General features: G+C 61.4%; 25 protein-coding genes. 2 read left to right on the top strand and 23 right to left on the bottom strand.

Going from position 1 to position 25,635, the window contains the following annotated elements:
* Positions 1-25 precede the first annotated feature (25 nt).
* The 8 genes from NE851_RS33395 to NE851_RS33360 all read right to left on the bottom strand — a co-directional run bounded on the left by NE851_RS33395 (position 26) and on the right by NE851_RS33360 (position 8,081).
* Positions 26-769, bottom strand: coding sequence for a branched-chain amino acid ABC transporter ATP-binding protein (locus NE851_RS33395; RefSeq protein WP_047616801.1), 744 nt, complete (start codon positions 767-769; stop codon positions 26-28).
* Positions 759-1,532, bottom strand: coding sequence for an ABC transporter ATP-binding protein (locus tag NE851_RS33390; protein WP_047616799.1), 774 nt, complete (start codon positions 1,530-1,532; stop codon positions 759-761). The genes NE851_RS33395 and NE851_RS33390 overlap by 11 nt, the downstream gene beginning before the upstream one ends.
* Positions 1,529-2,515, bottom strand: a complete 987-nt coding sequence (locus NE851_RS33385; RefSeq protein ID WP_063474086.1) for a branched-chain amino acid ABC transporter permease — start codon at positions 2,513-2,515, stop codon at positions 1,529-1,531. The genes NE851_RS33390 and NE851_RS33385 overlap by 4 nt, the downstream gene beginning before the upstream one ends.
* A 43-nt stretch (positions 2,516-2,558) precedes the next feature.
* Positions 2,559-3,431 carry a branched-chain amino acid ABC transporter permease gene (locus NE851_RS33380; protein ID WP_028756903.1) on the bottom strand — a complete coding sequence of 291 codons (873 nt, stop codon included), beginning with the start codon at positions 3,429-3,431 and terminating at the stop codon, positions 2,559-2,561.
* Between the two features lie 21 nt (positions 3,432-3,452).
* Complete coding sequence (locus NE851_RS33375; protein WP_028756904.1) at positions 3,453-4,646, bottom strand: ABC transporter substrate-binding protein; 1,194 nt, start codon at positions 4,644-4,646, stop codon at positions 3,453-3,455.
* Positions 4,647-5,063: 417 nt separating this feature from the next.
* The gene (locus tag NE851_RS33370; protein ID WP_097543350.1) at positions 5,064-6,410 is read right to left on the bottom strand and encodes an NAD(P)/FAD-dependent oxidoreductase; all 1,347 of its coding nucleotides are present in this window, start codon (positions 6,408-6,410) and stop codon (positions 5,064-5,066) included.
* A gap of 1 nt (position 6,411) precedes the next feature.
* The gene (locus NE851_RS33365; RefSeq protein WP_254962623.1) at positions 6,412-7,299 is read right to left on the bottom strand and encodes a dihydrodipicolinate synthase family protein; all 888 of its coding nucleotides are present in this window, start codon (positions 7,297-7,299) and stop codon (positions 6,412-6,414) included.
* A 134-nt stretch (positions 7,300-7,433) separates the two neighbouring features.
* Positions 7,434-8,081: a GntR family transcriptional regulator gene (locus NE851_RS33360; RefSeq protein ID WP_254962673.1), complete on the bottom strand. Its 648-nt coding sequence runs from the start codon at positions 8,079-8,081 to the stop codon at positions 7,434-7,436.
* Positions 8,082-8,462: 381 nt separating this feature from the next.
* Here NE851_RS33360 and NE851_RS33355 point away from each other — a divergent pair, with 381 nt between their 5' ends.
* Positions 8,463-9,470: an AraC family transcriptional regulator gene (locus NE851_RS33355; RefSeq protein WP_254962622.1), complete on the top strand. Its 1,008-nt coding sequence runs from the start codon at positions 8,463-8,465 to the stop codon at positions 9,468-9,470.
* 76 nt (positions 9,471-9,546) lie between these two features.
* On the opposite strand, the gene NE851_RS33350 is transcribed toward NE851_RS33355, so the two are convergent.
* The 10 genes from NE851_RS33350 to NE851_RS33305 form a co-directional block, all read right to left on the bottom strand.
* Entirely contained in the window at positions 9,547-10,440 is an 894-nt protein-coding gene (locus tag NE851_RS33350; RefSeq protein WP_047616785.1) for an amidohydrolase family protein, read from the bottom strand.
* Positions 10,441-10,504: 64 nt separating this feature from the next.
* Complete coding sequence (locus NE851_RS33345) at positions 10,505-11,467, bottom strand: substrate-binding domain-containing protein (RefSeq protein WP_409527194.1); 963 nt, start codon at positions 11,465-11,467, stop codon at positions 10,505-10,507.
* Between the two features lie 66 nt (positions 11,468-11,533).
* Positions 11,534-12,547: an ABC transporter permease gene (locus NE851_RS33340; protein ID WP_097543347.1), complete on the bottom strand. Its 1,014-nt coding sequence runs from the start codon at positions 12,545-12,547 to the stop codon at positions 11,534-11,536.
* Positions 12,544-14,034, bottom strand: a complete 1,491-nt coding sequence (locus NE851_RS33335) for an ATP-binding cassette domain-containing protein (RefSeq protein ID WP_127430807.1) — start codon at positions 14,032-14,034, stop codon at positions 12,544-12,546. The genes NE851_RS33340 and NE851_RS33335 overlap by 4 nt, the downstream gene beginning before the upstream one ends.
* Before the next feature lie 10 nt (positions 14,035-14,044).
* A complete protein-coding gene (locus tag NE851_RS33330; protein WP_028756905.1) occupies positions 14,045-15,304 on the bottom strand; it encodes a TRAP transporter large permease subunit in 1,260 nt (419 codons plus the stop codon).
* On the bottom strand, positions 15,301-15,831 hold the full coding sequence (locus NE851_RS33325) for a TRAP transporter small permease (protein ID WP_028756906.1): 531 nt from the start codon (positions 15,829-15,831) through the stop codon (positions 15,301-15,303). The genes NE851_RS33330 and NE851_RS33325 overlap by 4 nt, the downstream gene beginning before the upstream one ends.
* A 29-nt stretch (positions 15,832-15,860) precedes the next feature.
* Complete coding sequence (locus NE851_RS33320) at positions 15,861-16,865, bottom strand: TRAP transporter substrate-binding protein (RefSeq protein WP_028756907.1); 1,005 nt, start codon at positions 16,863-16,865, stop codon at positions 15,861-15,863.
* 65 nt (positions 16,866-16,930) lie between these two features.
* On the bottom strand, positions 16,931-17,968 hold the full coding sequence (locus NE851_RS33315) for a transketolase family protein (protein ID WP_028756908.1): 1,038 nt from the start codon (positions 17,966-17,968) through the stop codon (positions 16,931-16,933).
* Complete coding sequence (locus NE851_RS33310; RefSeq protein WP_028756909.1) at positions 17,965-18,804, bottom strand: transketolase; 840 nt, start codon at positions 18,802-18,804, stop codon at positions 17,965-17,967. Before NE851_RS33310 ends, NE851_RS33315 begins: the two co-directional genes overlap by 4 nt.
* Before the next feature lie 44 nt (positions 18,805-18,848).
* Positions 18,849-19,610 (bottom strand): SDR family NAD(P)-dependent oxidoreductase, encoded by a 762-nt coding sequence (locus tag NE851_RS33305; protein WP_254962621.1) that lies wholly within the window; start codon positions 19,608-19,610, stop codon positions 18,849-18,851.
* Positions 19,611-19,753: 143 nt separating this feature from the next.
* Between NE851_RS33305 and NE851_RS33300 the strand changes: the two genes are divergently transcribed.
* Positions 19,754-20,656, top strand: a complete 903-nt coding sequence (locus NE851_RS33300) for a LysR substrate-binding domain-containing protein (RefSeq protein ID WP_028756911.1) — start codon at positions 19,754-19,756, stop codon at positions 20,654-20,656.
* Between the two features lie 57 nt (positions 20,657-20,713).
* Here NE851_RS33300 and NE851_RS33295 read toward each other — a convergent pair whose 3' ends face one another.
* The 5 genes from NE851_RS33295 to NE851_RS33275 form a co-directional block, all read right to left on the bottom strand.
* Positions 20,714-21,748, bottom strand: coding sequence for an L-idonate 5-dehydrogenase (locus tag NE851_RS33295; RefSeq protein ID WP_127430808.1), 1,035 nt, complete (start codon positions 21,746-21,748; stop codon positions 20,714-20,716).
* 9 nt (positions 21,749-21,757) lie between these two features.
* Entirely contained in the window at positions 21,758-23,164 is a 1,407-nt protein-coding gene (locus tag NE851_RS33290) for a TRAP transporter large permease (protein ID WP_028756913.1), read from the bottom strand.
* Between the two features lie 4 nt (positions 23,165-23,168).
* Positions 23,169-23,741: a TRAP transporter small permease gene (locus tag NE851_RS33285; protein ID WP_028756914.1), complete on the bottom strand. Its 573-nt coding sequence runs from the start codon at positions 23,739-23,741 to the stop codon at positions 23,169-23,171.
* Between the two features lie 62 nt (positions 23,742-23,803).
* On the bottom strand, positions 23,804-24,778 hold the full coding sequence (locus NE851_RS33280; RefSeq protein WP_028756915.1) for a sialic acid TRAP transporter substrate-binding protein SiaP: 975 nt from the start codon (positions 24,776-24,778) through the stop codon (positions 23,804-23,806).
* Between the two features lie 21 nt (positions 24,779-24,799).
* The gene (locus NE851_RS33275; RefSeq protein ID WP_063474078.1) at positions 24,800-25,558 is read right to left on the bottom strand and encodes a FadR/GntR family transcriptional regulator; all 759 of its coding nucleotides are present in this window, start codon (positions 25,556-25,558) and stop codon (positions 24,800-24,802) included.
* Positions 25,559-25,635 lie beyond the last annotated feature (77 nt).

Here is a 25,635-nt window from a genome sequence, read left to right as displayed (position 1 = left end):
TTTTATAAGAGGCAAGAGATCGCCTTCAGTGAACGGCCTCGGTTTCGCCGCGCATTTTCCCGGTCAGGAAAAGTTCGCCGAGTTCGTCATGGGTGATGTCTTTCGGCAGGCCGTCCCAGATGACTTTGCCAAGTCTCAGGATGACTGCGCGCTGGGCGACTTCCATGGCCTTCTTGGTGTTCTGCTCGACAAGCAGGATCGTCATGCCGTCGGCGTGAAGGCGAAGAAGCTCGTCGAAGACGATGCCGATCGCCGCCGGCGACAGCCCGACGGACGGCTCGTCGACCAGCAGCACCTTCGGCCGCTGCAGCACCGCCATCGCCACTTCGAGCAGTTGTTGCTCGCCGCCGGACATGTTGCCGGCCAGTGTCGCGCGGCGTTTCTTGAGGATCGGAAAGAGGTCGTAGACGTAGTCGCGGTCAGCCTTCACCTTGACGTCGCGGATTGTATAGGCCGCCATCTGAAGATTTTCGTCGACGGTCATGACGGGGAAGTTGCAGCGTCCCTGCGGCACGAAGGAAATCCCCTCGCCCAGAATGGCCCGCGATGTGTTACCGGCAATATTCTTGCCGCGCCAGTCGATGTTTCCCTGCTTGATGGTCGTCATGCCGTAGAGCGTCTTGAGAAGCGTTGATTTGCCCGCCCCGTTCGGCCCCATGAGCGCCACGAACTGTCCCGCCGGCACGTCGAGATCGACGCCGTTGAGGATGTCCAGATTGCCGTAACCTGCGCGCAGGTCACGGATCGAAAGGTTCGAATTACCCGCCAAGATAGGCCTCCCTGACGCGCTGATCCTGAATGATGTCGCCCGGCAAGCCTTCGACGAGCTTGGCTCCCTGGTCGAGCACGATGACGCGCTGGCAGATGCTGGTGACGACATCGATATTGTGTTCGATCACCAGGAAGCTCACGCCGAGCGACTTGTTGGCATACAGGATGGTATCGACGACGCGTTCGATGATCTTCGGATTGATCCCGGCCATCGGCTCGTCCAGCAGGATGAGCTTCGGTTCGGGCATCAGCATGGATGCGAACTGGATGAGCTTCTGCTGTCCGCCCGACAGATTGCCCGCCGGCTGGTGGCGCACATCCCAAAGACCCGCCATCTTGATCAGCTCGCGGGCTCTCTCCCTGAGACCATCGATGCGCCGACGGGACATCTTTCCCAAGCCGAAGGTCGATGCAATGGACGGGAAGGTGAACATCTGACCGGCGATGACCAGGTTCTCCTCGACATCGAGCGACTTGAAAGTGACGGTCTTCTGGAAAGAGCGCAGCATGCGGCCTTCCCTGGCGATGCGGTTCAGGGACCAGCCGGTGATGTCCTGTCCGTCGAGGACAACCGTGCCGGTGTCCGGCTTCGCAAGGCCTGTGCTGCAATCGAAGAAGGTCGATTTGCCCGAGCCGTTCGGTCCGATCAGGCCCGCGATCTCACCCCGATCGATGTGAATGCTGACATCGTTGACGGCCTTCACCGCGCCGTAGGACTTGCTGAGGTTCTTGATCGCGAGAAGCGGAAGATGACCGGTCATTTCGCACCTCCGATCGCATTCCAGAAGCGATTGATCAGCGGCGCAAACCCGTTCTTGAACCAGAAGACCAGGACGAGAAGGCAGAAGCCGTAGGCGATCATGCGCAATTCGGGGGTGATGCGCAGCGCCTCGGTCAGCCCGACGAAAAGCAGGCTTCCGAAGACGGTGCCGGAAATCATGCCCGCCCCGCCGCCCAGCACGATGATCAGCATCGTCGTCGAATAATACATCTGGAAGGTCAGCGGGCTGACGACCGTCAGGTAATAGGCGTAAAGGCAACCGCCGATACCGGCAAACACCGCGCTGATCATGAAGACGATCAGCTTGTAGCGCCAGGTCGGGACGCCGAGAGATTCGGCGAGCGTCTCGTTCTCACGGATCGCCACCATGTTGCGCCCGGCGGGCGAGCGGACGATCGCCCAGACGGCGAAGGTGGCGAGGACCCCGATGATCAGGGCGAGATAGTAGAAGTTCGTCGTGCCGGACACCGTGAACGACAGCGGGCCCAGCTCGAAGTATGGTTTGGGAATGCCCGAAAGCCCCATGTCACCGCGGGTCAGCGAGATCCAGTTCTTGGCAATGGCCTGGCCGATGATCACGAAACCGAGCGTACACATCACGAAGGACGTCGAGCGCAGACGCAGGGCGGGAATGCCGAGCGGAAGAGCAAGGGCTCCGGAGACGGCGCCTGCCGCGATGAGATTGACGTAAAACGGCGTGCCGTAGGTGACGGCGAGAAGACCTGCCGTATAGGCGCCGATGCCGAAAAACGCGGCCTGGGCCAATGACAGCAGACCGGTGTAGCCGACAAGCAGATTGAGCCCATGTGCCGGCAGCATGAAAATCAGGGCGATGATCAGGGAATGGGTGATGTAACGGCTGCCGATGAACGGCGCGGCGAGCGCTAGGACGATCAGGACCGCGGCGAGCGGTATGCGAAGATCGCGCCTGCGTACCTGTTGAGCGGTTTCCGTCAGAGACATGTCGAGTCCTCGGTCGTTCGAGAAAGGTCGGCGGGCGCGGCTGCTAGAAGCGCGCCTGCGTCGAAAAGAGACCATGCGGCCGCCACATCAGCATCAGGATCAGCGTGGCGAAGCCGACGGTGTCGCGGAATTGCAGGCCGACATAGGTGGCGACCAGGCTCTCGGCCACGCCAAGGATCATCGCCGCGACGAAAGTACCGCGCACATTGCCCAAACCGCCCATGATGATGATCGGCAGCGTCTTGAAGGTGATCAGCTCGCCCATGCCGCCATAGACGCTGACATTGACCGGCGCCGTCAGAACCCCGGAGAGTGCGGCCAGCGCCGCCCCCAGCATGAAGGTTCGAAGCACCACCTGCGGCACATCGATGCCGACGACGCTGCAGCACTCGACGTTCTGGGAAACGGCGCGCATTGCCATTCCCAAGCGGGTGTAGCTGACCATCAGTTCGAGGCCGATGAACACCAGCAAGCAGACGACGAGAATGAGAATGCGCTGTTGGGCCAGGCTGAAGCCGAAGATGGAAACCGGCTCGATATAACCTCCGGCGAAGAACTTGTAGCCTCCGCCAAAGACGAGAATGATGGTGTTCTGCAGGATCAGCGCGATGCCGAGGGTGGCAAGCACGCCCGATTCCGCGGGCGCGCCGACCATCCGGCGCATGACGAGTTGCCCGACCACATAGGCAACGGCAATCGTTGCAAGAACCCCCACGACAATCGACGCTTCGTAGGACAGTCCGAGATAGTCGATCGCAAACCAGGCCCCGAACGTGCCGAGCATGTAGTATTCGCCGTGAGCAAAGTTGATGGCTCTCAGCACGCCGAAAATCATGGTCATGCCGACGGCGACGATTGCGTAAACAGAACCCGTGACGATTCCATTCACAGTTTGCTCAACTATGGTCGAGAGCATGGGCGCATTCCTCCCGGCAGATTACTTGGCAGGATATTGAATGTCCGCCGTATAGGCACCCTTGATGCTCGGCTTGCCGTTCTCGATCTGCAGCAGGATCATCGGCAAGCGGGCCTGGTTGTGGTCGTCGAACGTGACCTCGCCAACCGGGCTCTTGTACTTGATTTTGGAGAGTGCGTCGCGAACCTTCACCTTGTCGGCGCTGCCGGCCTGCTTGATCGCCGCTGCGAGGAGATTGACGGTGTCCCAGTGAACATAGGCGTGGTTGTTCGGGGCTTCGTCATAGGTGGCCGTGAACTTGTCGACGAAAGCCTTGCTTTCGGGCGAGTCGAACTGCGGCAGCCATGCGGCGGCTTCAACGGCGCCTTCGAGCGCCGACGGGGCTGATTTGACGGTCTTTTCCGTGTTGAACTCGCCATTGCCGATCAGCGTCACCTTGCCGGCTATTCCGAGTTCGACCATCTGGCGGGCGATGATGGGTGTCGTATCGGCGAGGCCGTACATGATGATGGCCTGGGCGCCATTGTCGCGTATCTTGGCGAGAACGCTGCGGAAGTCGACTTCGCCTTCCTTGTAATAGTCCTCGCTGAGAATCTCGCCCTTGAAGTCAGGCAGGTATTTCTTCGTGAATGTAATCGCCGAGCGGCCATAATCGCTGTCGACGGAGAGCACGGCAAACTTGGTAAAGCCGCGCTGCTCTGCTGCATATTTGGCGACGATCAGCGCCCGGTTCTCATCTGTCGGATAGTTGCGATAGGTCCATTTGAACCCGCCGACACCGGCCTGGTAGGTGATTTTCGGATTGGACGACGCCGCATTCAGCAGAAGCACTTCAGCGTCTTCAGCGACGGGCTGGATGGCGAGCGTCACCGAACTGGAAACGTCGCCGATGATGAAGTCGACGCCATCCTGGTCGATCAGGCGGCGGGCGGCCGAAACACCTTCGACGGGCGTACCCTGGCTGTCGGCATTGAGGAGTTCGATTTTCATCCCATTGACGCCGCCGGCATCATTGATGTCTTTGACGGCGAGTTCGGCGCCGTGCATCGAAAATGCGCCGTAGCGCGCATTCGGGCCGCTCATCGGCGCAACGAGTCCGAGTTTGATCGTCCCGTCCGCGGCCAGCGCCCCGGCCGGCCGGCCGGAAACGGCAACCGCCAGCGAAAGGACTGCGGTAGAAAGGAAAAATGCTCTGCGGCTTACGGTAAGTTTCATGTTCCCACTCCATGTTCTCGGGTGCAAACGCTTGGGCTTATGGCCCAGCGTACTCCTGACCGCTTTCCGCGGTTCTTATGGCGTCAGCCCAGCGCCGACACCGTCACAGTAGGTTCAGGAAAGCGTCGCTGGCCAACACAACTCCATTCTGCCGCTATAGCGTTTATTTATAGCGAACCGATCTATTCGGCATTGCGGGTGTTGTTCGCCTTCCTCGCCGGACAGGCCATCGGCCATATCGATGCCGTCGCCCCTCGCCGCGGCGCGGGCTCTCTTTGTCGAGGCGAAATTTCGAGATCGATGGCGGCATTCGCTGACGGATGTAGCGGCGCGTCATAAAACGGAGCGAGGCCGCCAGATGGTCGGCCTCGCCGTGTCGTCAACTGTGCCGCTGGCGCAGATTGGAGATCGCTTGCATCACTCGGGTCCGGCACTCCACTCGCGATAGGCGAGATGCATTTTGGCTCCGATCGTCGTGAAGGGCTGCGGCGGCAATGCCGTCGGAGCAGCCAGGCGCGCATAGATACGGCCGAGTTCGGAACTGTGACCGAGCGCCAGTTCGGCAGCTGCGATCCCTGAGGCCGTCGAGTTCGACGCTCCAAGGCCGTTGCAGCCGCATGCAGCGAACACGCCGGGCTCGATCTCACCGAATGCCGGAACATGATTGCGGGTGAGCGCCATCGCGCCGGCCCAGCGATACTGCATCCCGACGCCGCTGAGCATGGGAAAACGTTTGGAGAATTTGCCGTCGTGCAGGCGGCCGGCCCGCCGGATCGCGGCGTCGCTGATTTCGATGCCCGGATTGTAGCTGTAACGGGAGCGCACCAGGATTCGATCGCCGCCGGCCGTGCCGATGCGACGGACGGTTGTTCCCATCGGCAGGGCCGGAGTGGCGGCCCACTTCCGTTCTCCATCGAGGCGCGAGGGGTCGAACTCCTCGGTGAGGGAGGCGTAGGTGAAGACGTGGAGCAGGCGCCCGCGGAAGAAGCCGAAGCTTTCGGCATGTCCATTGTTCGCCATGATGATCTTTGCCGCCTGCACCGACCCCTGCGGCGTCTTGACGAGCCATCCCGTGCCGAGGCGCTCGAACGAGAGTGCCGGCGTCCGCTCGTAAAGGGCGACCGGCTCCTTCAGGCAGTCGGCGACAGCGCGTATGTAGGCGGCGGGCTGCACGATGATCGTACCCGGCATGAACAGACCTGAGGTATAGACCGGCGACCCCGTCACCGCCGCGATCTCCCTGCCGTTCAGGAGCCGGTGGGCTTCGCCCATTTTCGTGAGCTGTTGCGCATAGTCCTCGAGATGTCTGTCGCCTTCCGCGCTGATGGCGACGCTGTATCGGCCACAGGGATCGAACACTTCTTTGCCCCAGCCGTTTTCCGCGGCCATCTCGCTCGCCAGAGCGATGGCCGAGCGCTGTATGAGGACAGACTGCCTGAACCTCGCCTCCGACTCTCCGCTGAAATCGTCTGACGCGACTTCGTGCGGCAGGTCGATGATGAAACCAGAATTCGCGCCCGCCGGCCCCTCGCCGACGACACCCGCTTCCAGGATGGCGACCCGCACGCTCGGATCCAGCCGGGAGATGCGCCGGGCCGCGGAAAGACCGGCGAAACCACCGCCGATAATCGCAACGTCGGCAACGACCGGTCCGTTCAACACAGGCCGCGGCGTGCGCGGCGCAAGCGTGGCCACCCAGCCCGAAACGCCTGCGCGTTTCGGAAGCCTGGATGCGACGAAGACGTTCTTTCCGGCCTGGGTCACGTCAGATCGCTTCCCGCTCCATGAGCGTCTCGAGGGAGCGGCGGATGGCCGGAAGCTTTTCCGGGGCAAGCGCGCGCAGCGGCTTGCGCGGCGCGCCGGCGCCATAGCCCACCAGATCCGCCGCCGCATAGACGGATTGCACGTAATCGCCTTCCCAGATCAGCTCCATCGACGGCTCCAGGATTTTCCAGAGCGCGCGAACCTCCTCCCACTTGTGCCCGGCGGCAGCCTCGACGAGGGCGACGCAGGTTTTCGGAGCGAAGTTCGCCCCACCCCAGATCAGGCCATCGCATCCGGCATAGAGTGCATAGGGAACGAGCGGGTCGGCGCCGTTCATGACGAAGCGGCCGGTGCGGATAAGCGCGGCCTGCTTGGCAAGATCTCCGCCGCTGTCCTTGACGGCACAGAAGCCGGGGATTTCGCTCAGCTTGTCCAGAAGTTCGGGCGTGACGGCGACGCCGACCGCCTGGGGAACGTTATAGCCGATCACCGGAAGACCGGCCTTCGCGACCTCGCTGTAAAAATCGAGGATGCCCTGGTCGTCGGTCGGCCCTTCGAAGAAGGGCGGAAGCACCATGACGCCCTCGGCGCCGGCGTCTCGCGCCCGGACAGTGCGCTCGACGACGTCTTCCACCAGAAGTGCGGAGGTCTGTGCGATCACCTTCGCCCGTCCGTTGACGATCCGGGCTCCGCGCCGGATCAGTTCCTCGGATTCCTCCTTGGAAAGGTAGACATGCATGCCGGTGCCGGAACTGAACAGAAAACTTCTGACGCCTGCGGCTAGGTAACGCTCGACATTGTCTTCGAGCCTTGCGTAGTCGATGCGTCCGGCATCGTCGAACGGCGTGGCGATAGCAAGATTCAGGCCTGGAAACTGGAAGTCAGACATTCGTTTGGTGTCCCGCGTTAGGCTGCCGAAAGGTTGAGCCAGATGGTCTTGATCTGGGTGTATTCCTGCTTGCTCAGACGTTCGCCCGTTGTCCCGCCAGCAGTGGTTCGATGTGTTCTTCGAAACGCCAGGCCTTAAAGGGTCGGCGTTTCCAGACCCTCCGGGGCCGCGTACATGGCCATGTTTCGTCGTGAAAGTTCGAGGTGAAGCCGCGCCAGTTCTCCGCATGCATCGACATCCCGTTTCTCGATAGCTTCGATCATCTCGTCATGCTGTTGCGCGGCGAGCTCGAGCTCTTCCTGCATGCGCGGCGTGTTCGGGTGCTTGTAGAAGACCTTGCCGATGCGCGCATGATCGATCTGCAGACGCCGAAGGCTTGGAACCAGATAGACGTTGTGCGCCATCTCGCCGATCTGGCGGTGGAACTGGTCGTTGTGGAAGACGCGTCCCTCGACATCGCAGTGGTCGACGGCCTTGCGAAATGACCGCTGAACCTGCTTCAGCACGTCGAGCTGCCCGCGAGTTCCGTTCTCGGCCGCCAGCCTGCTGGCGGTGATATAGATCATCGGCGCAAGAAGGAAGAAGTCGCGCAGCGACTGGTAGCTCATGGAGCTGACCCGCGCTGCGCGGTTGGCTTCCAGCTCGATGTAACCTTCGCCGGCCATCTGGCGCATCAGCTCGCGAACTGGCGGACGGGACAGCCCGAACTCTTCACTCAGCGCCACTTCGTCCAGCACCGCCCCCGGCTGCAGTTCCATCGTCAGGATGCGTCTGCGGAGCATAAGGCCAAGCTTGGCTTTGCGGTCGGGATTGACTTCAGTATCCAAAATCGGTACCTCATATTTTTAGAAGACATTATGTAGACATTTGATAGACGTCAAGGATGGAGCGTGAGACTTCCACATCGAATCCACCTGCCCGGGTGGGCGATAGAGCAGTTTCAGGTCAGGAAGGATTGCTGACGCCGTGGTGGAGGCTAAGCCGACGATTTTCTTCAGATTCGGCAGCTCACGGCGATGCGCAAGAGTGGGTCAGACAGCCGCGCCGATAGCTTGGCGTCCGCGGCACAAATTTTGCCTCTCGAACTCCCGGAAGACGGCCGGGACAAATCCATGCCGTTTCTTTCTGCATTTGCTCATTATTTGATCGGCCACTGATTTCGAATGCCAGAGAATACGCCAGTAGATTTTTCACCGAGCTTTGAGGGTTCGACGTTCGAATATATGGTCGAAGCCTTCACCGGGAGCTTCGGTCCCTTTGATGCATGGCGTACCGGTCGGGAGCAGGCTATCAGCTGGAAGACGGGCTTCTGGACCGATGGCACGCTATCCCTTGTCAGTGGCCAATATTCGTACGAATGGAGCGTAAAAGCGGCCCCCGAAACGGCGGAATGGCTGTCGGTCATCCTTGTGCGCTCCGGAGCTATCGATTTGGCGCTTGGCCGGACCGTCGTCGAAGGAACAGCTGGGCGCTTGCTGTTGGTGAATAATCGCGAGGCCGACCGCTTTTCCGTCCGGGGAACGCCGCACCAGTCCGACGTGCTTCGCCTGGATTGGAAAGTGATTGCGCAGACCGCCGCCGCAATATTGGAGACGCCGCTGATCGGGACATTGCGGTTGGCGCCGACCATCGATCTTTCGACGCCGGCCGGCCAACTCGTCAGAGGACTGGCTCAAACGATCATCAACGGGGTGCGGAACAACGGGCCGCTCATTCATTCTCCGATTGCCATGTCGCACCTGACCCAAGCCTTTGCCAATCTGGTCTTGCGCTCTATCCCGCATCGGTTCTCACATCTGCTCGAGAGGAAAGTGCATTTGCCCGCGCCGCGGCATATACGCTGCGCCGTTGAATTCATGCATGCGAACGTCGGCGAGCCCATTACCATGCAGAATGTAGCCGAGGCCTCAGGCGTCTCCATTCGTGCGCTTGAGGGAGGGTTTCGTACGTTCAAGGGAACGACCCCGTCAGCCTACTTGCGCGCGATGCGCTTGCGAGCGGCCCGAGAAGATCTTCTCGACCCTTCCAACCGACAATTGCTGCGGGACATATGCCTGAAATGGGGTTTCTTTCATTTCGGCCGATTTGCTGCCAGCTACAGGACCGCTTTCGGGGAAACACCATCGGAAACGAGAAGGCGATCCAATGGTGAGCGCATGTCAGGCCTCTGAGACCTTAGAGCCGCAAGACGGCACGAGACTTCAAGGACGAATGAGCAGGATCGAGAAGTGCGCTCTCGGGCTGAATTCAGATCCGATAAAAGCGCGCAGCATTGTCGTGAAAGACAGCGCGGCGCTCCCCTTCCGTATAAGTCCTTGTGATTTCCTTGAACGCATTCCAGATCCTGTCATAGCTTGAAAACAGCTTGTCGACCGGAAAGTTCGACGCGAACATGCATCGATCTGTTCCGAACAAAGTGATCGCCTCCTCCACATAGGGTCGGATCGAGCTGGTCGTCCAGGTCCAGTCCCCCATCCCAAGTCCAGAGATCTTGCATGCGATGTTCGGCGCCTGAGACAAGGCCTTCATCCCCTTCCGCCAGCCCTCGAAGTGATCAGGTCCGTCTACCTGCATGCCTGTGTGATTGAGGATGATCTGAACATCAGGAAAGTCGCGGGCAAGTTCGAGGAACTCCTCCATCTGCCAATAGTAAAGCTGCAGATCGAAGCTGAGTTCCCGTCGTGCCAGTTCCTTGAATCCTCGCCGCCATTCCGGGGTGCGGCTTACTTCCGGCACGGTCAAATAGGTCTTGGCGGGATCGTCGTGGAAGTTCATCGACTGTCGAATGCCTCGGAAATTTGCAAACTGCATGTGCTCGTCGAGCAGCCTGCCAACGTCGGGTTTGCGCAGGTCCGCATATCCGACAATGCCATGGGGAAAGCCGTGTTGGTCCGCAACGCCCTGAAGCCAGCGCGTTTCACCAGCCGGATCCCTGGGGTCGTAGCCGACGTCGAGATGCACCGCTTTCACGAGGTTCTGGTTCTTGGCGTCGGCGAGATAGTCGCCGATCAGATAAGTCTGGTTGATTGCCGTATAGTCGCCGAAGGCCGAGGGCTTCACACCGTCGGACAGCCATGGATAGTAGTTGTTTTTCAGGTCCCACAGATGGAAGTGGGGATCGATGATGGGAAGGTCGTCCATTCGTTCGTTTCCATGGTCGCTGGAGATTGGCGCAGGAGTGCCGCCGGGGCGGCACTCCGTCTGGTCAGTTGCTCGGCGGGAAGACGCGCGCGATGACGGCCTTGGCTTCCGGAGAGTCCACCTTGTCGGCCGTCACAAGCGGCATGACCAGCGCAAGGTCCTTGGATACCGGTGCACCGGTCAGCGCGTTGTAGACCTGCTGGGTCCCGTCGATGCCCTGCCCCACCGCTTCCTGGAAGAAGATGCCCTGGATGGCGTTGGACTTCAGCAGCGCGATCGTGGTCGGACTCCCGTCGGCGACGGCGATGCCGACCTTGCCGGTCTGTCCGCGGGTTTGAAGAACCTTCGCAGCACCCGTCCCGGCCTCGTCATACATGCCGTAGATCGCCTTGATGTCGGGATGGGCCGTCAGCATATCGTTCGCCTGCGTGACGGCCTCATTGACCGTCAGGCCGCGGGTTTCCAGCATCTGCGCAAGTTCGCAACCGTCGGCCTTGAAGGACTCCTCGGCACCTTTCAGGTACTTCTGAGCATTCTCTCGGTCCTGCGGCAGCGACAGCACTCCCACCTGGTTTCCCCCTCGCTCCTTTGCAAGCTTGCACACGAAGCTGCCCTGCGCCTTGCCGGTCTCATAGTTGTTCGCCGTGACTGCAGAGGTGTAGTCGGTCTGGCCGGGCTGAGGCCCGATACCGGCAAACGAAACGGGAATGTTCTGGGACTTCAGATAGGCGAGCAGCGGCGGCGTGCTGGTCGAGCTCACCGGGCCGATGACGACCGCGCTGACGCCCTTGGTGACGGCTGTGCGCGCATTGTCCATCTGCTTGGCCGGGGAGTTCTCGGACGTGTACTCGACGTAGTCCATCCCGAGCTCCTTGGCCTTCTCCTTCACGCCATAACCGACCCACTGCCAATAGGAGATATCAAGCGACGGCGCGAGATAGGCGACGGTCTTCTTATCCTGCGCGTGGACAGAACCCGCCAGTCCGATGCCGACGGCGACCAGACCGAACACCAGGGTGCGGCTCATTTCAGATATTGATTTCATGTCTTTCCCTCCTCCTCATTGAGCCGGTATACAACCGGCTGCTGGTTGTCAGCCCGCACTGCGCCGGGCCTTGCCGAAGCGGTCGATGAGGACCGCGATCAGGATGGCAAGGCCGGTGACGGAGCCCTGCCAGAAACTGTTGATGCCGATGAGATTGACGCCGTTCTGGATCACCGTGATCATCAGTGCGCCGAGGACGGCGCCGACCGCGGTTCCCGTGCCGCCGAGAAGGCTCGCCCCGCCGATCACCACGGCCGCGATCGCCTGAAGCATCAGACTGGCGCCGGCCGTCGATTCCGCGTTCAGGATATAGGAAATCGTCAGCAGTCCCGAAAAGGACGACAGAAGGGACGAAGCGACATAGGCGAAGAACTTTGTGCGTTTGACCGGGATGCCCAGCAGATAGGCGGCCGCAGCGCTGCTGCCCACGGCGTAGAACCAGCGCCCGGCGACGACCTTCTTCAGGAAGATCTCGATGGCGACCAGCAGGACGACACAGAACAGGATGTAGTTCGGCATGCCAGGCACGATGCTGCCGGCATTGAGCAGCCAGTAATCGGGATCCGGGATCGGCATGGAGCGGCCATTGGTGACGATGAAGGCGAGCGACCCCGCGACGGCGAAGGTGATCAGGGTGACCACGAACGGCGCAAGGCCCGCGACCGTGACCAGTAAGCCGTTGATGGAGCCGAAGAGGAGTCCGACGGCGAGACCGGCGAGGCTGGAGGTGATCCCGCCGAAGCCGCTTGCCATGACCTGCGCCGTCACCATGCCGGTCAGCGAAAAGACCGAGCCGACGGACAGATCGATGCCACCGGTTATGACCACCAGGAGGACACCGAGCGACATGATGATCAGCGGCGCACCCGCCTGGGTGATGTTCGAAAAATTCCCCCAGCTCAGCGCCTGGGGAACCTGCGACCCGACGGCAAGACCTAGGATGACCATTGCCACTGCGATCGCGATTTCCGTCCGGTATGCACTGAGGAGACTGTCGCGATTTCTGGTGGCCTGTGGAGACGGCTCCACTGCGCGTGCCTCTTCTGTCGATGTTGGAATCATGTCGCCATTCCTGTCAGTTCTGCGAGCCTGTCCTCGCTCATGTCCTGCCGTTCGATGATGCCGGAGGCGCAACCCTCGGTGTCGAATGCAACGATCCGGTCGCATACTTCGAGGAGCTCGGCATTCTCGGTCGACCACCACACGATGATCGTTCCCGTCGACGCCATCTGCCGGATAAGCTGGTAGATTTCCTTCTTGGTGCGGATATCGACACCCCGCGTCGGCTCTTCGAGCACAAGCAGGCTCGACGGCAAGCCGAGCCACCGTGCCAGAAGCAACTTCTGCTGAGTACCGCCGCTCAGCGTTGCGGGTAGATCCCAGATCGAGGCGGCTTTCACACTGAGAGCCTGCAGCAAGTCCACGCATTCCAGGCGTTCGCGACCTGAGATGAACGTGGCACCCCGGACAACCCGGCGCGACGCCAGCACGTTGTCAACGATCGGAAGGCTGTGAAGAATACCCTTGTGGGTCCGGTCGCCAGTGACAAAACCGGCGCCGGCCGCAGCCGCCCTCCTAGGAGAGGCGAAGCGCTCTGGCCAACCCGCGCGCGACACCGTCCAACGCTTCGCCTGAGCGGCTCCGACCAGGGCCGAGATCAGCGTCGCGGGACCGGCGGGCGCGCCCGCCACTCCAAGGATCGTCCCGGGAGAAAGCGTGATCTCGAGATCCGCCTCCCGGATCGACAGCGGCTCTCCCTTCATTCCGTTCCGGTCCACGGCCGCGCTCGACGCAGAATGCGACGCAGCGACCTGCCCCATCTTCTCGATGATCGCGACATCGGAAAGTTCGGAAAGCGCCAAGCGGTCGACGATGGTGCGGCCATCGCGGATGATCGTGCAGACGTCCGCGATCTGACGGATTTCCTTCATCCGGTGCGACACGAAGACGACGGACAGCCCTGTCTCGCGGGTCAAACGGCGGAGCACGGAAAACAAGCGGCTCGTCTCGGCGGCCGTCAAGTTCGCCGTCGGCTCGTCGAGAAGAATGAGTTCGGCGCCTGACGAAAGCGCTCGGGCAATCTCGACCATCTGGCCCTCGTGAAGGCTGAGGTCTTCCACGAGCCGGTGCAGGGATCTGGCTGCGAACTCCGGATCGATCATCGCCAAAGCTTCGAACGCCTTCTCGATCGACAGCCTTTTTTTCACCGCCGCGAAACCCCTGCGGTAGTGCGGTAAGGTGATGTTCTCGGCGACGCTAAGGTGGGGAAGAAGGGCAAGCTCCTGATGGACGACCGCTACCCTGGCGCGGCCCTCGGCATCGGTGCGCGGCGCCCCACTCGGATCGAAGAAGCTAATGTCGCCGTCCCCTTTCGAGGCCGACCCCGTGATGATGTGGATCATCGTCGACTTGCCGGCACCGTTACCCCCGAGCAGAGCGTGGATCTCGCCACGCGCCACGGAGAAGTCGACGCCCTTGAGAACCGACGTCGCCCCATACGACTTCGTCAGTCCCTTGACGCTGACAACCGGATTTCGCGTCTCGACCATGATCCCGCCCTCAGTAGATCGTCAGAGCCGGGATGAAGCTGACGGCGAGCAGCAGCAGCATCGCCATCCCGAAATACGGCCACAGCTCGCTGGTCGTCGCCCCAAGCGGCGCCTTGGCGATCGACGACGAGATAAAGAGCGTCGTGCCGATGGGCGGGGTGTAGAGCCCGATGCCGAGATTGATCACCATCATCAGGCCGAGTTGCACCCGGTCGAGACCGATCGCATCGGCAAGGGGCACGAAGATCGGCCCCAGCAGCAGTATGGCAGGCGGCATGTCCAAAGGCATCCCGACGATCAGCATCAGAATGTTCATCATCAGGATGATGACGACGGGACTGGAAATGTGGGTCGCCACCCACTCGGCCATCTGCTGCGGCGCCTGGTCGAAGGTCAGCACCCAGCCGACGGCCGCACTTCCCATGATGACGAGCATGACCACGCCGGTCGCGACCCCGGCTTCCACCATGTTGTCGCAGAAGCGCTTCCAGGTGAGGTCCCGGTAGAACAGCAGGCTGAGCAGCAGCGAGTAGACCACTGAAAGGACCGAGACCTCCGTCGGCGTTGCAAAACCGAAACGCAGGAGGACAACAATCAGAATGGGTAGGACCACCGCCGGGAAGCTCTGAACGGCAAGCTTGGCCAGGTCCCGCTTCCGAACCTTGACGGCCTGCGCTTCGTAGCCCCGCCGCACGGAGATGAACCAGCAGACGAAAATGAAGCTGAGCGCCATGATCAACCCGGGCAGGATTCCGGAGATGAACAGGTCGCCGATGCTGACGCCGCTGATCAGGGCATAAAGGATCATCGGGATCGACGGTGGGATGAGGACGTCGATGACCGCGGAGGTTGCGTTGTTGGCCGCGCAAAGGGCCGGCGGAAAGCCTTGGCGCTTCTGCCAGGGAATGAGGACGGATCCGAGAGCGCTCGCATTGGCCACCGCCGAACCGGACACCCCACCGAAGACGACGGAGGAGACGACGGTGGTCGAAAGTGGCCCGCCGCGCCAGCGCTGCATGGCGCGGGACGCCAGTTCGAGAAGCTGGCGGCCGAGCTCGCCGCCGAGCATCAGGGTTCCAGCGAGCATGAAGAACGGCAGCGCAAGCATCGGAAAGGATTGCGTCTGGTCGTAGACCTGTTGCGCCACCACCGACAAAGGGACGTAGCCGTTGAACAGCACTCCAAGGCCGGCCGCGATGATCAGGGCATAGCCGACCGGAACGGCCAGCACCATGAGAACGCAGAAGGAGATGATCATGACAAGGGTCATAGCGGCATCTCCCCGGATCCGATCACCGTCCGGTGCCCCCAGCCGAGGCGCAAGACACGTAGCGTTGCCGAAACGGTCACGATCGACACCAGAAGCGCACCGATAGCGAGCGCGTAATATCCGATACTGTTGGGCAGCTGCAGGACCGGGCTGTGCTCGACGCCTGCGATCTCGGCGACCACGACGGCCTGATAGCCGAGCACGAGGAAGGCTGCCACGCTGATGGCGTTCGCGATCACGAAGGCGGCGATCCGCGAGCGCCCCTCAAGCTGGTCGTACAGCCACTCGACCGCCATGTGTCCACCCGCCTGCGCGGCGATGACGATTCCCGCCAGGATGAAGAGCGGGAAGATCAGCAGCGGCAGTTCCTGGGCGAAAGAGAAGCCGCCGCTCTGCAGCGTGTAGCGGGCAAGCACATTGGCAGTCGTCACCACGGTCAGCGCAATGCCGCTGGCAATGATGATGAAACGGGACAGCGCAACGATGGCGCCGGCCGTCGTGTCGACGGCCTTCAGCACGTTTTCCATAGATGACTCCGCGTCATGGCAAAGGCCGGTCAGGCCTTTGCCTCCGCTTCAACCTTGCTGACGAAATCGCCGAAGGGCTTTTTCTTCCAGCTCTCGGCGACAGCGGCGGTCGCCTTCACGAAGGCTTCCCGATCCACGTCCACGACTTCGATCGCCGTGTTCTTCCTGAAGGCGCCGAGAACTTCGGACGCCTTCTCATTCGACAGCGTCCGCTGCAGCGCTCCCGCCTCCTTCGCCGCCGCCTTGACGGCGTCGAGGTCGGCGCCGAGCCGGGCCTCGGCGATCTTCGACATCAGGAAGGGCGTCGACTCCCACTTATGTGCCGTCAGGCTGATGAACCTGTTGACCTCGTGGAGCTTCGAGCTCTCGATGTTGGCGAGCGGGTTTTCCTGTCCGTCGACCACGCCTTGCTGCAGGGCGATATACAACTCGCCGAACGCGATCTGTTCCGTGCCGGCTCCAAGAGCTTGGAAGATGTCGATCGTCATCGGATCCGCGGGCGTGCGTATCTTCAGGCCGGCGAGATCGTTCGGGGCGGCGACCTTGCGTTTGGAATTCGTCAGGTGGCGAATTCCGTTGTCCCACCAGTCCAACGGTACGACGCCGACGGCTTCGAAACGCTTGTTCAGATCCTCACCGACCGGACCGCCGAGAACTTGGATCGCTTTCTCGGTATCGCCGAAAAGAAACGGCAGACCAAGCGCGGCAAGCTCCGGCACGATTGCCGAGGTGGCGCCCTGGCTGTTTGCAGTAAAATCCAGTGCACCGGTGCGCAGGCTGGTAAGCATCGCCGAGTCGCTGCCGAGCGTCTCAGCACCCGCGACGTTGATCTTCACACGGCCGTCGGTCTTCTGAGCCACGAGCTCGGCGAATTTGGCGGCGGCGACTGTCCGGGGATTGCCTGGAGCAGCGCCGTGACCCAATGTCAGTGCCGTGCCTGCCTGCGCCGGACGCACGGTCGTAAGAAGTGCGGGGGCAGCCAGGGCTGCCGCCGTCGCTACCAGAAATCTGCGTCTGTTGGTCTGCAAGCTCATCTTCTCCTCCATTATGTGCTCCCATCAGAACTCGGCTCTCCTCCTGAAAGAACCGAGTCCCGTCCCTATGTTCCCAGCCAGGACTTGATCGACGACGTCACGCGACTGGTCGCCAGACCGTATTGGTCGTGGAGCGTCGGCAGCGCGCCGGCCTCCAGGAATTGGTCCGGCAATGCGATCTGCCGGAATGCGGCAGGCGCGACGCCGGCACGCAGCAGCGTGCCCGCCACGGCCTCTCCTAGGCCCCCGATGACAGTGTGGTTCTCCGCCACGACGACCAGGCGGCCGCTCTTGCGGCACTCCGTCAGAATGGCTTCCTCGTCCAAAGGCTTGATGGTCGGCACGTGAAGCACCGCCGCGTCGACGCCGTCCTTGCGAAGCTCCTTTGCCGCCTCGAGGGCGCGCATCGTCATCAGCCCCGACGATATGATCAGGGTGTCGCGGCCATCCCGCAGGAGTTTCGCCTTTCCGAGTTCGAACTTGTAATCATATTCGTCCAGCACGAGGGGAACGTTGCCGCGCAGGAGCCGCATATAGACAGGCCCCTTGTAGGCGGAGATCGCCGGCACCGCCTGCTCGATCTCGAGCGCGTCGCAGGGGTCGATGATCGTCAGGTTCGGCATGCCGCGGAACATGGCGATGTCTTCGGTGGCTTGATGGCTTGGCCCGTAGCCCGTGGTCAAGCCAGGCAATGCGCAGACGATCTTGACGTCGAGCATCTCCTCGGCGATCGCCAGGCAGATGAAGTCATATGCGCGCCGGGAAGCGAAGACCGCATAGGTAGTGACCCATGGCTGAAAGCCTTCACGCGCCATGCCCGCGGCCGACATCATCAGCAGCTGTTCGGCCATTCCCATCTGGTAGAAGCGGTCGGGATGCGCCGCTCGGAAGACATGAAGATCGGTGTATTTTGCGAGGTCCGCCGACATGCCGACGATCCGCTCATCCTTTTCCGCGAGCGCCGCCAGCGTCTTTCCAAATGGAGCCGGCTTCGTCGGCTGGTCGGCGCTCGCGATCGAGGCGATCATCGCCGAGGTCGTCAGCCGCGGCCGGTCGCTTCCCTGCGAAAGATGAGTTGGGCGTATGTATTTCGAGCGCCTCATGCTTCAACTCCCGCATCGATGATCCTGATTGCCTCGGCCCACTCGTCTGCCTCTACCCGGAGGAAGTGATTGCGCTCGCGAGCCTCGAGGAACGGGACACCTTTCGCCATTTTCGTGTCGCATATGATGATGCGCGGCTCCGGCCCGGCGTGAGTGCGCGCGGCGTCGAATGCCTTGACCAGCGCGCTGATATCGTTGCCGTCGATCCGTTGGACGAACCAACCGAAGGCTTCGAACTTCGGAGCGAGCGGCTCGAAATTCAGGACGCCGAGCGAAGGGCCGTCCGCCTGCATCTGGTTGACGTCGACGATCCCGATAAGGTTGTCGAGCTTGTAAGAGCCGGCCGACATCGCCGCCTCCCAGGTCGAGCCTTCGTCGAGCTCGCCGTCGGAAAAGAGGTTGTATACGAAGGATTGCGACTTCTTGCGTTTGAGGGCGAGGCACATGCCGACGGCGATGCCGAGCCCGTGCCCAAGAGAGCCGCCGGTGATTTCCATGCCCGGCGTGTAGGCGGCCATTCCAGACATCGGCAGCCTGCTTTCGTCGGTGCCGTATGTCTCCAATTCGTCCTCGGGGATGATCTTCGCCTCAATAAGGGCGGCATAGAGCGCGATCGCGTAATGTCCGATCGAAAGCAGGAACCTGTCGCGGCCCTCCCATTCCGGGTCCTCCGACCGGTAGTTTGTGGCGTGGAAGTAGGCAACGGCGAGCACATCAGCCACGCCGAGGGCTTGGGCGATGTAACCCTGGCCTTGGACTTCGCCCATCCGCAGGGCGTTGCGGCGAATTCGTCGCGCGCGCTCGGTAAGGCTGATGTTATGACCAATCTGGCTCATTCTTGAAAAACGCCTTTCAAAGACACCGGAATTCCATTCGCCGATCAGTGGATCAGCATGCCGCCATTGACGTCGATCACGGCGCCGGTGACATAGGCGGACAGGTCGGATGCCAGGAACAGATAGATGTTGGCGACGTCGCTCGCTTCACCGAGCCGGCTCAAAGGAATGCCCTTGATGATATCAACCCGCATCTGGTCAGTAAGCTTTCCGCCGGTGATATCGGTCTGGATCAGTCCCGGTGTGACAGAGTTCACGCGGATGCCCGCAGGGCCGAATTCGCGAGCCATTGCCTTCGCGAGCCCGAGAACACCGGCCTTGGCCGCCGAATAATGTGGCCCGCCAAAAATCCCGCCGCCGCGTTGGGCCGAAACGGAAGACATGCATGCAATCGAGCCGCCGCCTTGGTCGCGCATCTGCGGAATGAAGGCCTGGCTGAGAAAGAGTACGCCGGTCATGTTCACCGCGACGATGCGATGCCAATCCGCTTCGGAAATTTCCAGCGTCGCGACAGGCTGCGTTATACCGGCATTGTTGATCAGAGCGTCGACGCGTCCGAACGTTGCAACCACCGCGTCGGCGGAAGCCTGGCAGGACGCCTTGTCGGCCACATCGCAACGCAGACCGATGTGGTCACCGCCGGCAACGGTCGGCAGGGTGGCGGCAGCTTCCTTGGCTGCGCCAGCGTCGATGTCGAGGATTGCCACTCTGGCCCCGTGTTCGGCGAAAAGCTGCGCGGTTGCACGGCCGATACCGCGCCTGCTTGCCGCGCCCGAAATGACCGCGGTCCTTCCTTCCAAAAGCATATGATCTCCTCCTGACGCTCTCCCGGCGTCCGGTTCTCTTCCCCGCAGCGATCGTCACTGCGACGGCCATAGTTCTGGCCGAACGGAGAGGAGTCATCAAACGCCAAGTTTACATCAGTAGGTGAATCTGTTTCACTAATCGCATGCTCAATACGATCTCGCTTTCCGCCATGCGAATATTCGAAGCAGCCGCCAGGCTCGGTTCGTTTCGCCGTGCGGCAGAGGAGCTGAACCTGTCTCCGAGCGCTGTCAGCCATGCTATCGTGCGGTTGGAAAGCGATCTGGGGGCGAGTCTTTTCGAACGCAACACAAGAAGCATTGCACTGACGCTTGCAGGTCAGACGCTGCTGCTGCACGCGTCGAACGCCTTCGAAGAGCTGCGGCGCGGTGTTGAACTCATTTCATCCAAAAAGGCTCAACTCCTGCGACTGCACTGTGCGCCGAGCTTCGCCGCACAAGTCCTTTCGCCGCGTCTGCCGGGTTTTCTCAAGGAGAATCCCGGCATCGAAGTAAGGGTGGCCGCCAGTACTAACTATGCCCGTTTCGTCGACAATCTGTTCGACGCGGACATCGTCTATGGCGAGCCGCAAAACCGCGACGATCTCATCGTGATCCCGTTGGGTGAGGAGCTTGTCTTTCCAATGTGCTCGCCGGAGGTAGCGCAGCGCCTCAAGTCTCCGCGCGACCTGCTGCGCCATCCCCTGATCAGAAGCGACCTGAAAAGGATACAGTGGATCGACTGGTTCGAAGCCAATCAGATCGGCTCTCCGCCACCGCCCGCGATGAGTTTCGACAGAAGCTTTCTTGCCCTGGACGCTGCCGTGAACAGCCTGGGCGTGGCGCTCGAATCCAACATCCTCGCCGCTCGCGAGCTCGAAAGTGGAAAGCTCGTGCGGCCCTTTTCGGCAGGGTCCCGCGACAACAGGTACATAGGACATTACCTTGCCTATCCGAAGACCGGCACGCAGCGGCGACTGGCCCGAATTTTCGCAGATTGGCTCATACAGAACATGCACCGTTCGACCGCAGCCGCAACAACCTTGTGAGGTTCGGCGGCTCGGCTTCGATCGAGATCGTCGTCCGCGACGGACGCCGTGCCGCGCTTAAAAGGTGAGCTGCACCTTGCAGGCGGACGCGCGGTCGCCGGCGAGGATGAAGGCTGCGGTGGCTTGTTCGAGCGGCAGGCTGTGGCTGATGATCGGCCGGACATCGATCTTGCGGCTGGAGATCAGATCGACGGCGGTTGCAAATTCCTCGTGGAAACGCTGGGTTCCGTGGAGTTGAAGCTCCTTGCCGACGATGGCATTGAGAGGGATCGGGACGTCTCCCGAGACGCCGACCTGCACGATCGTTCCGCGCGGCCTGATGGTGGCAATCGCGCTGCGGATTGCCGGGGCGGCGGCCGAGCATTCGAAGACGAGATCGAAATAGCCCTTTCCCGCCTCGAATCCGGCAAGCGCCTGGGCATCCTTGGCAACATTGTACGTGCGGCTGGCGCCCATCGCCTTGGCCCTGGTGAGCGCCGCATCCGCGAGATCGGTGACCACAACCTCGCTCGCACCATGATAACAGGCGACGGCAACCATCAGGGCGCCGATCGGGCCGGCTCCGGTGATCAGGACGCGTTTGCCGGCGATATCTCCTGCACGCGATGCGGCGTGCAGGCAGACGGAGAGCGGCTCGCTACAGGCCGCCTCTGCGGCAGTTGTCGCAACTCCGACCGCAAAGCACTGCCTGGCCGGCACCACCAGCCATTCCCGGAACATGCCCTGCTCATGCGGTAGGCGCATTGCGCTGCCCATGAAGCGCATTTCCAGGCAGTGGATCGGCATTGCCTTGTGGCAATATTCGCAATGTCCGCAAGGTTGGCTGGGATTGACCGCCACCAGCGTACCGGCTTTCAGATCGACGCCTTCGCCTGCTTGGCTCACCGTTCCCGCTGCCTCGTGGCCCGGGATGATCGGCTCGCGAACCCTGACCGGCCCGAAGCCGCCGTCCTGATAGTAGTGCAGGTCGGAACCGCAGATGCCTGCGGCCGCCATTTTGAGGAGCACCTCGCCGGGACCGAGAGCTGCAACCGCGGCGGTCTCGATTCTGAGATCGCCCTTTTGGTAGAGCCGAGCCACACGTGTCCGCATCTTCCACTCCTATCTCAGCAGTCCAAGCTGCTGCGGCAGCCACAGCGATATGGCCGGGACGAAGGTGATCAGGATCAGCGCCAGGAAGAGCGGCACCAGCCAGGGCAAGATCGCCATGGTCGTGCGTTCGACGGATAGTTTCGCGACCCTCGACAGCACGAAAAGCACCATGCCGAGCGGCGGATGCAGCAGACCGATCATCAGGTTCAACGTCATGATGAGACCGAACTGGACGGGATCGATCCCGAATTTCAGGACGATCGGCAGAAGGATCGGCACGAGGATGGTGATGGCCGCGATCGTGTCCAGGAAGCAGCCGACGAAGAGCATCAAGAGGTTCACCAAGATCAGGAAAACCCATTTGTTGTCGGTGATCGACAGGATCGCATCGGACAGCAGCTGGGCCGCCTGGCTCACCGTCAGCAGCCACGCAAAGACCGATGCCGCAGTGACGATGAAGAGAACGGAAGCCGTCGTCTCGATCGTATCGAAGCTTGCCTTGGCGAGCGTCGAGGGTGTCATCGTACGGTAGCGCACCAGACCGAGGAACAAAGACCAAAGGACGGCTGCGACGGCGGCCTCCGTCGGCGTGAACCAGCCCATCGTCATGCCGCCGATCAGGATGACGGGCGTCATCAGCGCCATGACGGCGGAAAAGCGGAAATACCAGTCGAGGGCGAGAAGCAGAGCAAGGGCAATGCCCGCCGCAACATTCATCGATACGCCCGCCCGCATCAGCAGATAGATGGCCAACGGCACCGCCAGGACGACGACGATTTCCATCCCCGCCGACAGGAGCTGCTTCACATCGAACGGCGCGTCGGAGCCCCACCGCTTCCAATAGGCAAAAGCGGCGACAGTGATCATCATCAGCAGCGTCATGACGATGCCGGGCAGGATGCCCGCCATGAAAAGAGCGCCGATCGAGACGTTCGCCATCATGCCGTAGATCACGAAAGGCAGCGACGGCGGGAAGATCGGGCCGAGCGTTGCCGAAGCCGCCGTCACGCCAACTGCGGCCTCGACCGGATAGCCATGATCCTTCATCGCCTTGATCTCGATCGTGCCGATCCCCGCCGCATCGGCGAGCGCAGTGCCGGACATGCCGGAGAAGATCACGGAACCGATGATGTTGACCTGCGCGAGACCACCTTTCATCCAGCCGACGAGAGCGACGGCGAAGGAATAGATGCGGCCGGTGACGCCCGCCGAGTTCATCAGGTTGCCCGCAAGGATGAAGAACGGGACAGCGAGCAGCGGGAAGCTTTCAACGCCAGCGATCATGCGCTGGGCGACGATGATGTCGGGTGCGATGCCGTAGAGGACGATGTAAAGCACCGATGCGACGGCCATCGAGATGGCAACGGGCACCCCGACCAGCATCAGCACCAGAAACGAGCCAAGAAGCAGTAGCATCGGATCAATCCTCGATGGTCTGGAATTCTTCGGGGCGCTCCAGAACGGAGTAGCCGCGGCGGATGTTGGCGATGAAGACGATGACCGCGCGGATCAACATCAGCACGAAAGCGATGAGAACGCTGTAGAAGACGATGTTGCGCGGCAGGTCGATGGTGACCATCTGCTCGTCGGCGACGATATCGACGTAGCGCCACATCAGGTGGCAGCCATAGGCGAAAAAGCCGATGCGGACGATATCGACGAAGGTGGCAAGCACGCGCGCCAGACCCGCAGGCATATAGTGATAGAACACATCGACCTGGATATGCCGCGAGGTGCGCACGCACATGACGGAACCCAGAAAGACGACGCCGATCAGGCAGTTGATGGCGATTTCCTCGGTCCATGCGTAGCTGTCGTTCAGCACATAACGCGTGAAGAACTGAAGGAAGACGCAACCCGCCATCAGCCAGAAGACGATCAGCGTGATCCAGTCTTCAATGGCATAGTCCGAGATGTTTGCAGTCGGCGCGTGCCCTTCGAACTCGTGACCGATTTCTTCGGCCGTGATTTGCGTATGGATTTCTTGCGACATGATCGGCCTTGTTCCAGTCGGAATGAAGGAACGCGGCGCCTTACGGCGCCGCGCCGCGAGTTTTACTGGATCGCGCGGATTGCTTCCCAATCGGCCTTCTCGTAGCCGAAATCCTCGAACTTGACCTTTTCCATCACGGTCTTTTCGAAATCGGTCTTGTCGACTTCAGCGACATTCAGGCCCTTTTCCTTGAAGGTCGCGATGAGGCTGTTTTCCTTGCCGGCGATCGTCTTGCTCGTGCGCTCGGCGGCCTCCTGCATGACCTCGCCGAAGATCTTCTTGTCCTCGTCGGAAAGGCTCGCCCACCGCGTCTTCGAGACCACGGTGTTGAGGTGATCGACGATGTGGCCGGTGAGGATGATGTTCTTCTGGACTTCGTAGAACTTCTTCGCCTCGATCGTCGTCAGCGGGTTTTCCTGCGCCTCGACCGTGCCGTTCTGTAGAGCGAGATAGACTTCGGCAAAGGCGATCGGCGTGGTGTTGGCGCCGCAGGCGCGCGGCATGGCGAGATAGGCCGGAACATCAGGCACGCGGATCTTCAAGCCCGCCATATCGGCGCATTTGGCAATCGGCTTGTTTGAAGTCGTATGGCGCGTGCCGTAATAGCTGACGGCGGCGATGTGGTTGCCGGTCTTGTCTTCATAGCCTTTGGCAAGACGCTTGAAGACATCGCTCTTGGTATAGGCGATCAGGTGATCGGGACCGCGGAAGATATAGGGGAAGTAGGTTACGCCGATCGGCTTGTAGTCGCGTGCCGCAAAGCTCGATCCCGAGATGATGATGTCGACCGTCCCGAGCTTGAGGCCCTGGTTGATGTCGGCTTCCTTGCCGAGCTGCGAGGCCGGGTAGACCTCGATCTTATAACGCCCGTCGGTTCGCTTGTTGATCTCTTCCGCAGCCCACACGGAATCGGTGTGGAAGGGCTCGGACGTTTCATAGACATGCGCCCATTTCAGCACTGTCTGGGCATGCGCAATCGCGCTGCTCGCCATGATCGCCGCTGCGGTGCAAAGTATCGTTGCCAGTCTCTTCTTCATCGCTCTCTCCTCCGAGCTCGGTTAAATCTTGGTCGTTCCTTTCGCGGGGCCTTTGCTGCGGCCGCGCTCCTCCTCTCCCGAAAGCTCCTCCCCGAAACTCTCGGAAAACCTCTTCTGCGACATGGTGAGATGGGCGCGCATGGCCGCCTTGGCGCCCGCCGCATCGCCGGCGGCGATGGCGTCGCGAATGGCCCGATGCTCGTCCACGGCGCTGCGCCACGTTCCCGGCCCCTCGAAATGGCTCGCGAGCCTCGCGAAGTAAGGGGTCATGCGCATGTCGAACATTTCGCCCGTCACGCGGATCAATGTCGCATTGCCGACGATGGCGGCAATGCCGGTGTGGAAGGCGCGATCGGCAGAAAGCACCGCGCTCGCATCATTGACCACGCCGCTCATCCGCAGCAGCGTTTCATCGAGCAGAGCGATATCCGCCGGCTTGGCGCGGCCTGCGGCTTCTTCGGCAATGGCGCATTCGATGAGGGCGCGCGCCTGCAGCAGCTCGAAAGGCCCTTCCACCGGTTCCCGCTCGGCGCCAGTGACGGTCGCGGCATGCTGGCGCACGACATAGATGCCGGATCCCATGCGAATATTGACGAAGCCTTCGACCTCCAGGACGATCAGCGCTTCGCGGACGGTCGGACGTGAGACCGACAATTGCTCCGCCAGGTCGCGCTCCGCCGGCAGCCGCTGACCGACGGCGAGCTCGCCGCTCGCGATCATCAAGCGAATCTGATCCGCGACCTGCCGATAAAGACGGCGGGATTCAACAGGCGAAAACATCGTGGCCTCCTCCGGCGGCTTCTCCTCAAGCGCGCAGCTGGTCAATTGGCCTGACCAATTCGGCATAGATATCACCG

It is taken from the genome of Rhizobium anhuiense bv. trifolii (genome assembly GCF_024346605.1).
Classification (GTDB): Bacteria; Pseudomonadota; Alphaproteobacteria; order Rhizobiales; family Rhizobiaceae; genus Rhizobium; species Rhizobium anhuiense.
This window is presented reverse-complemented; position numbering and strand designations above follow the sequence as displayed.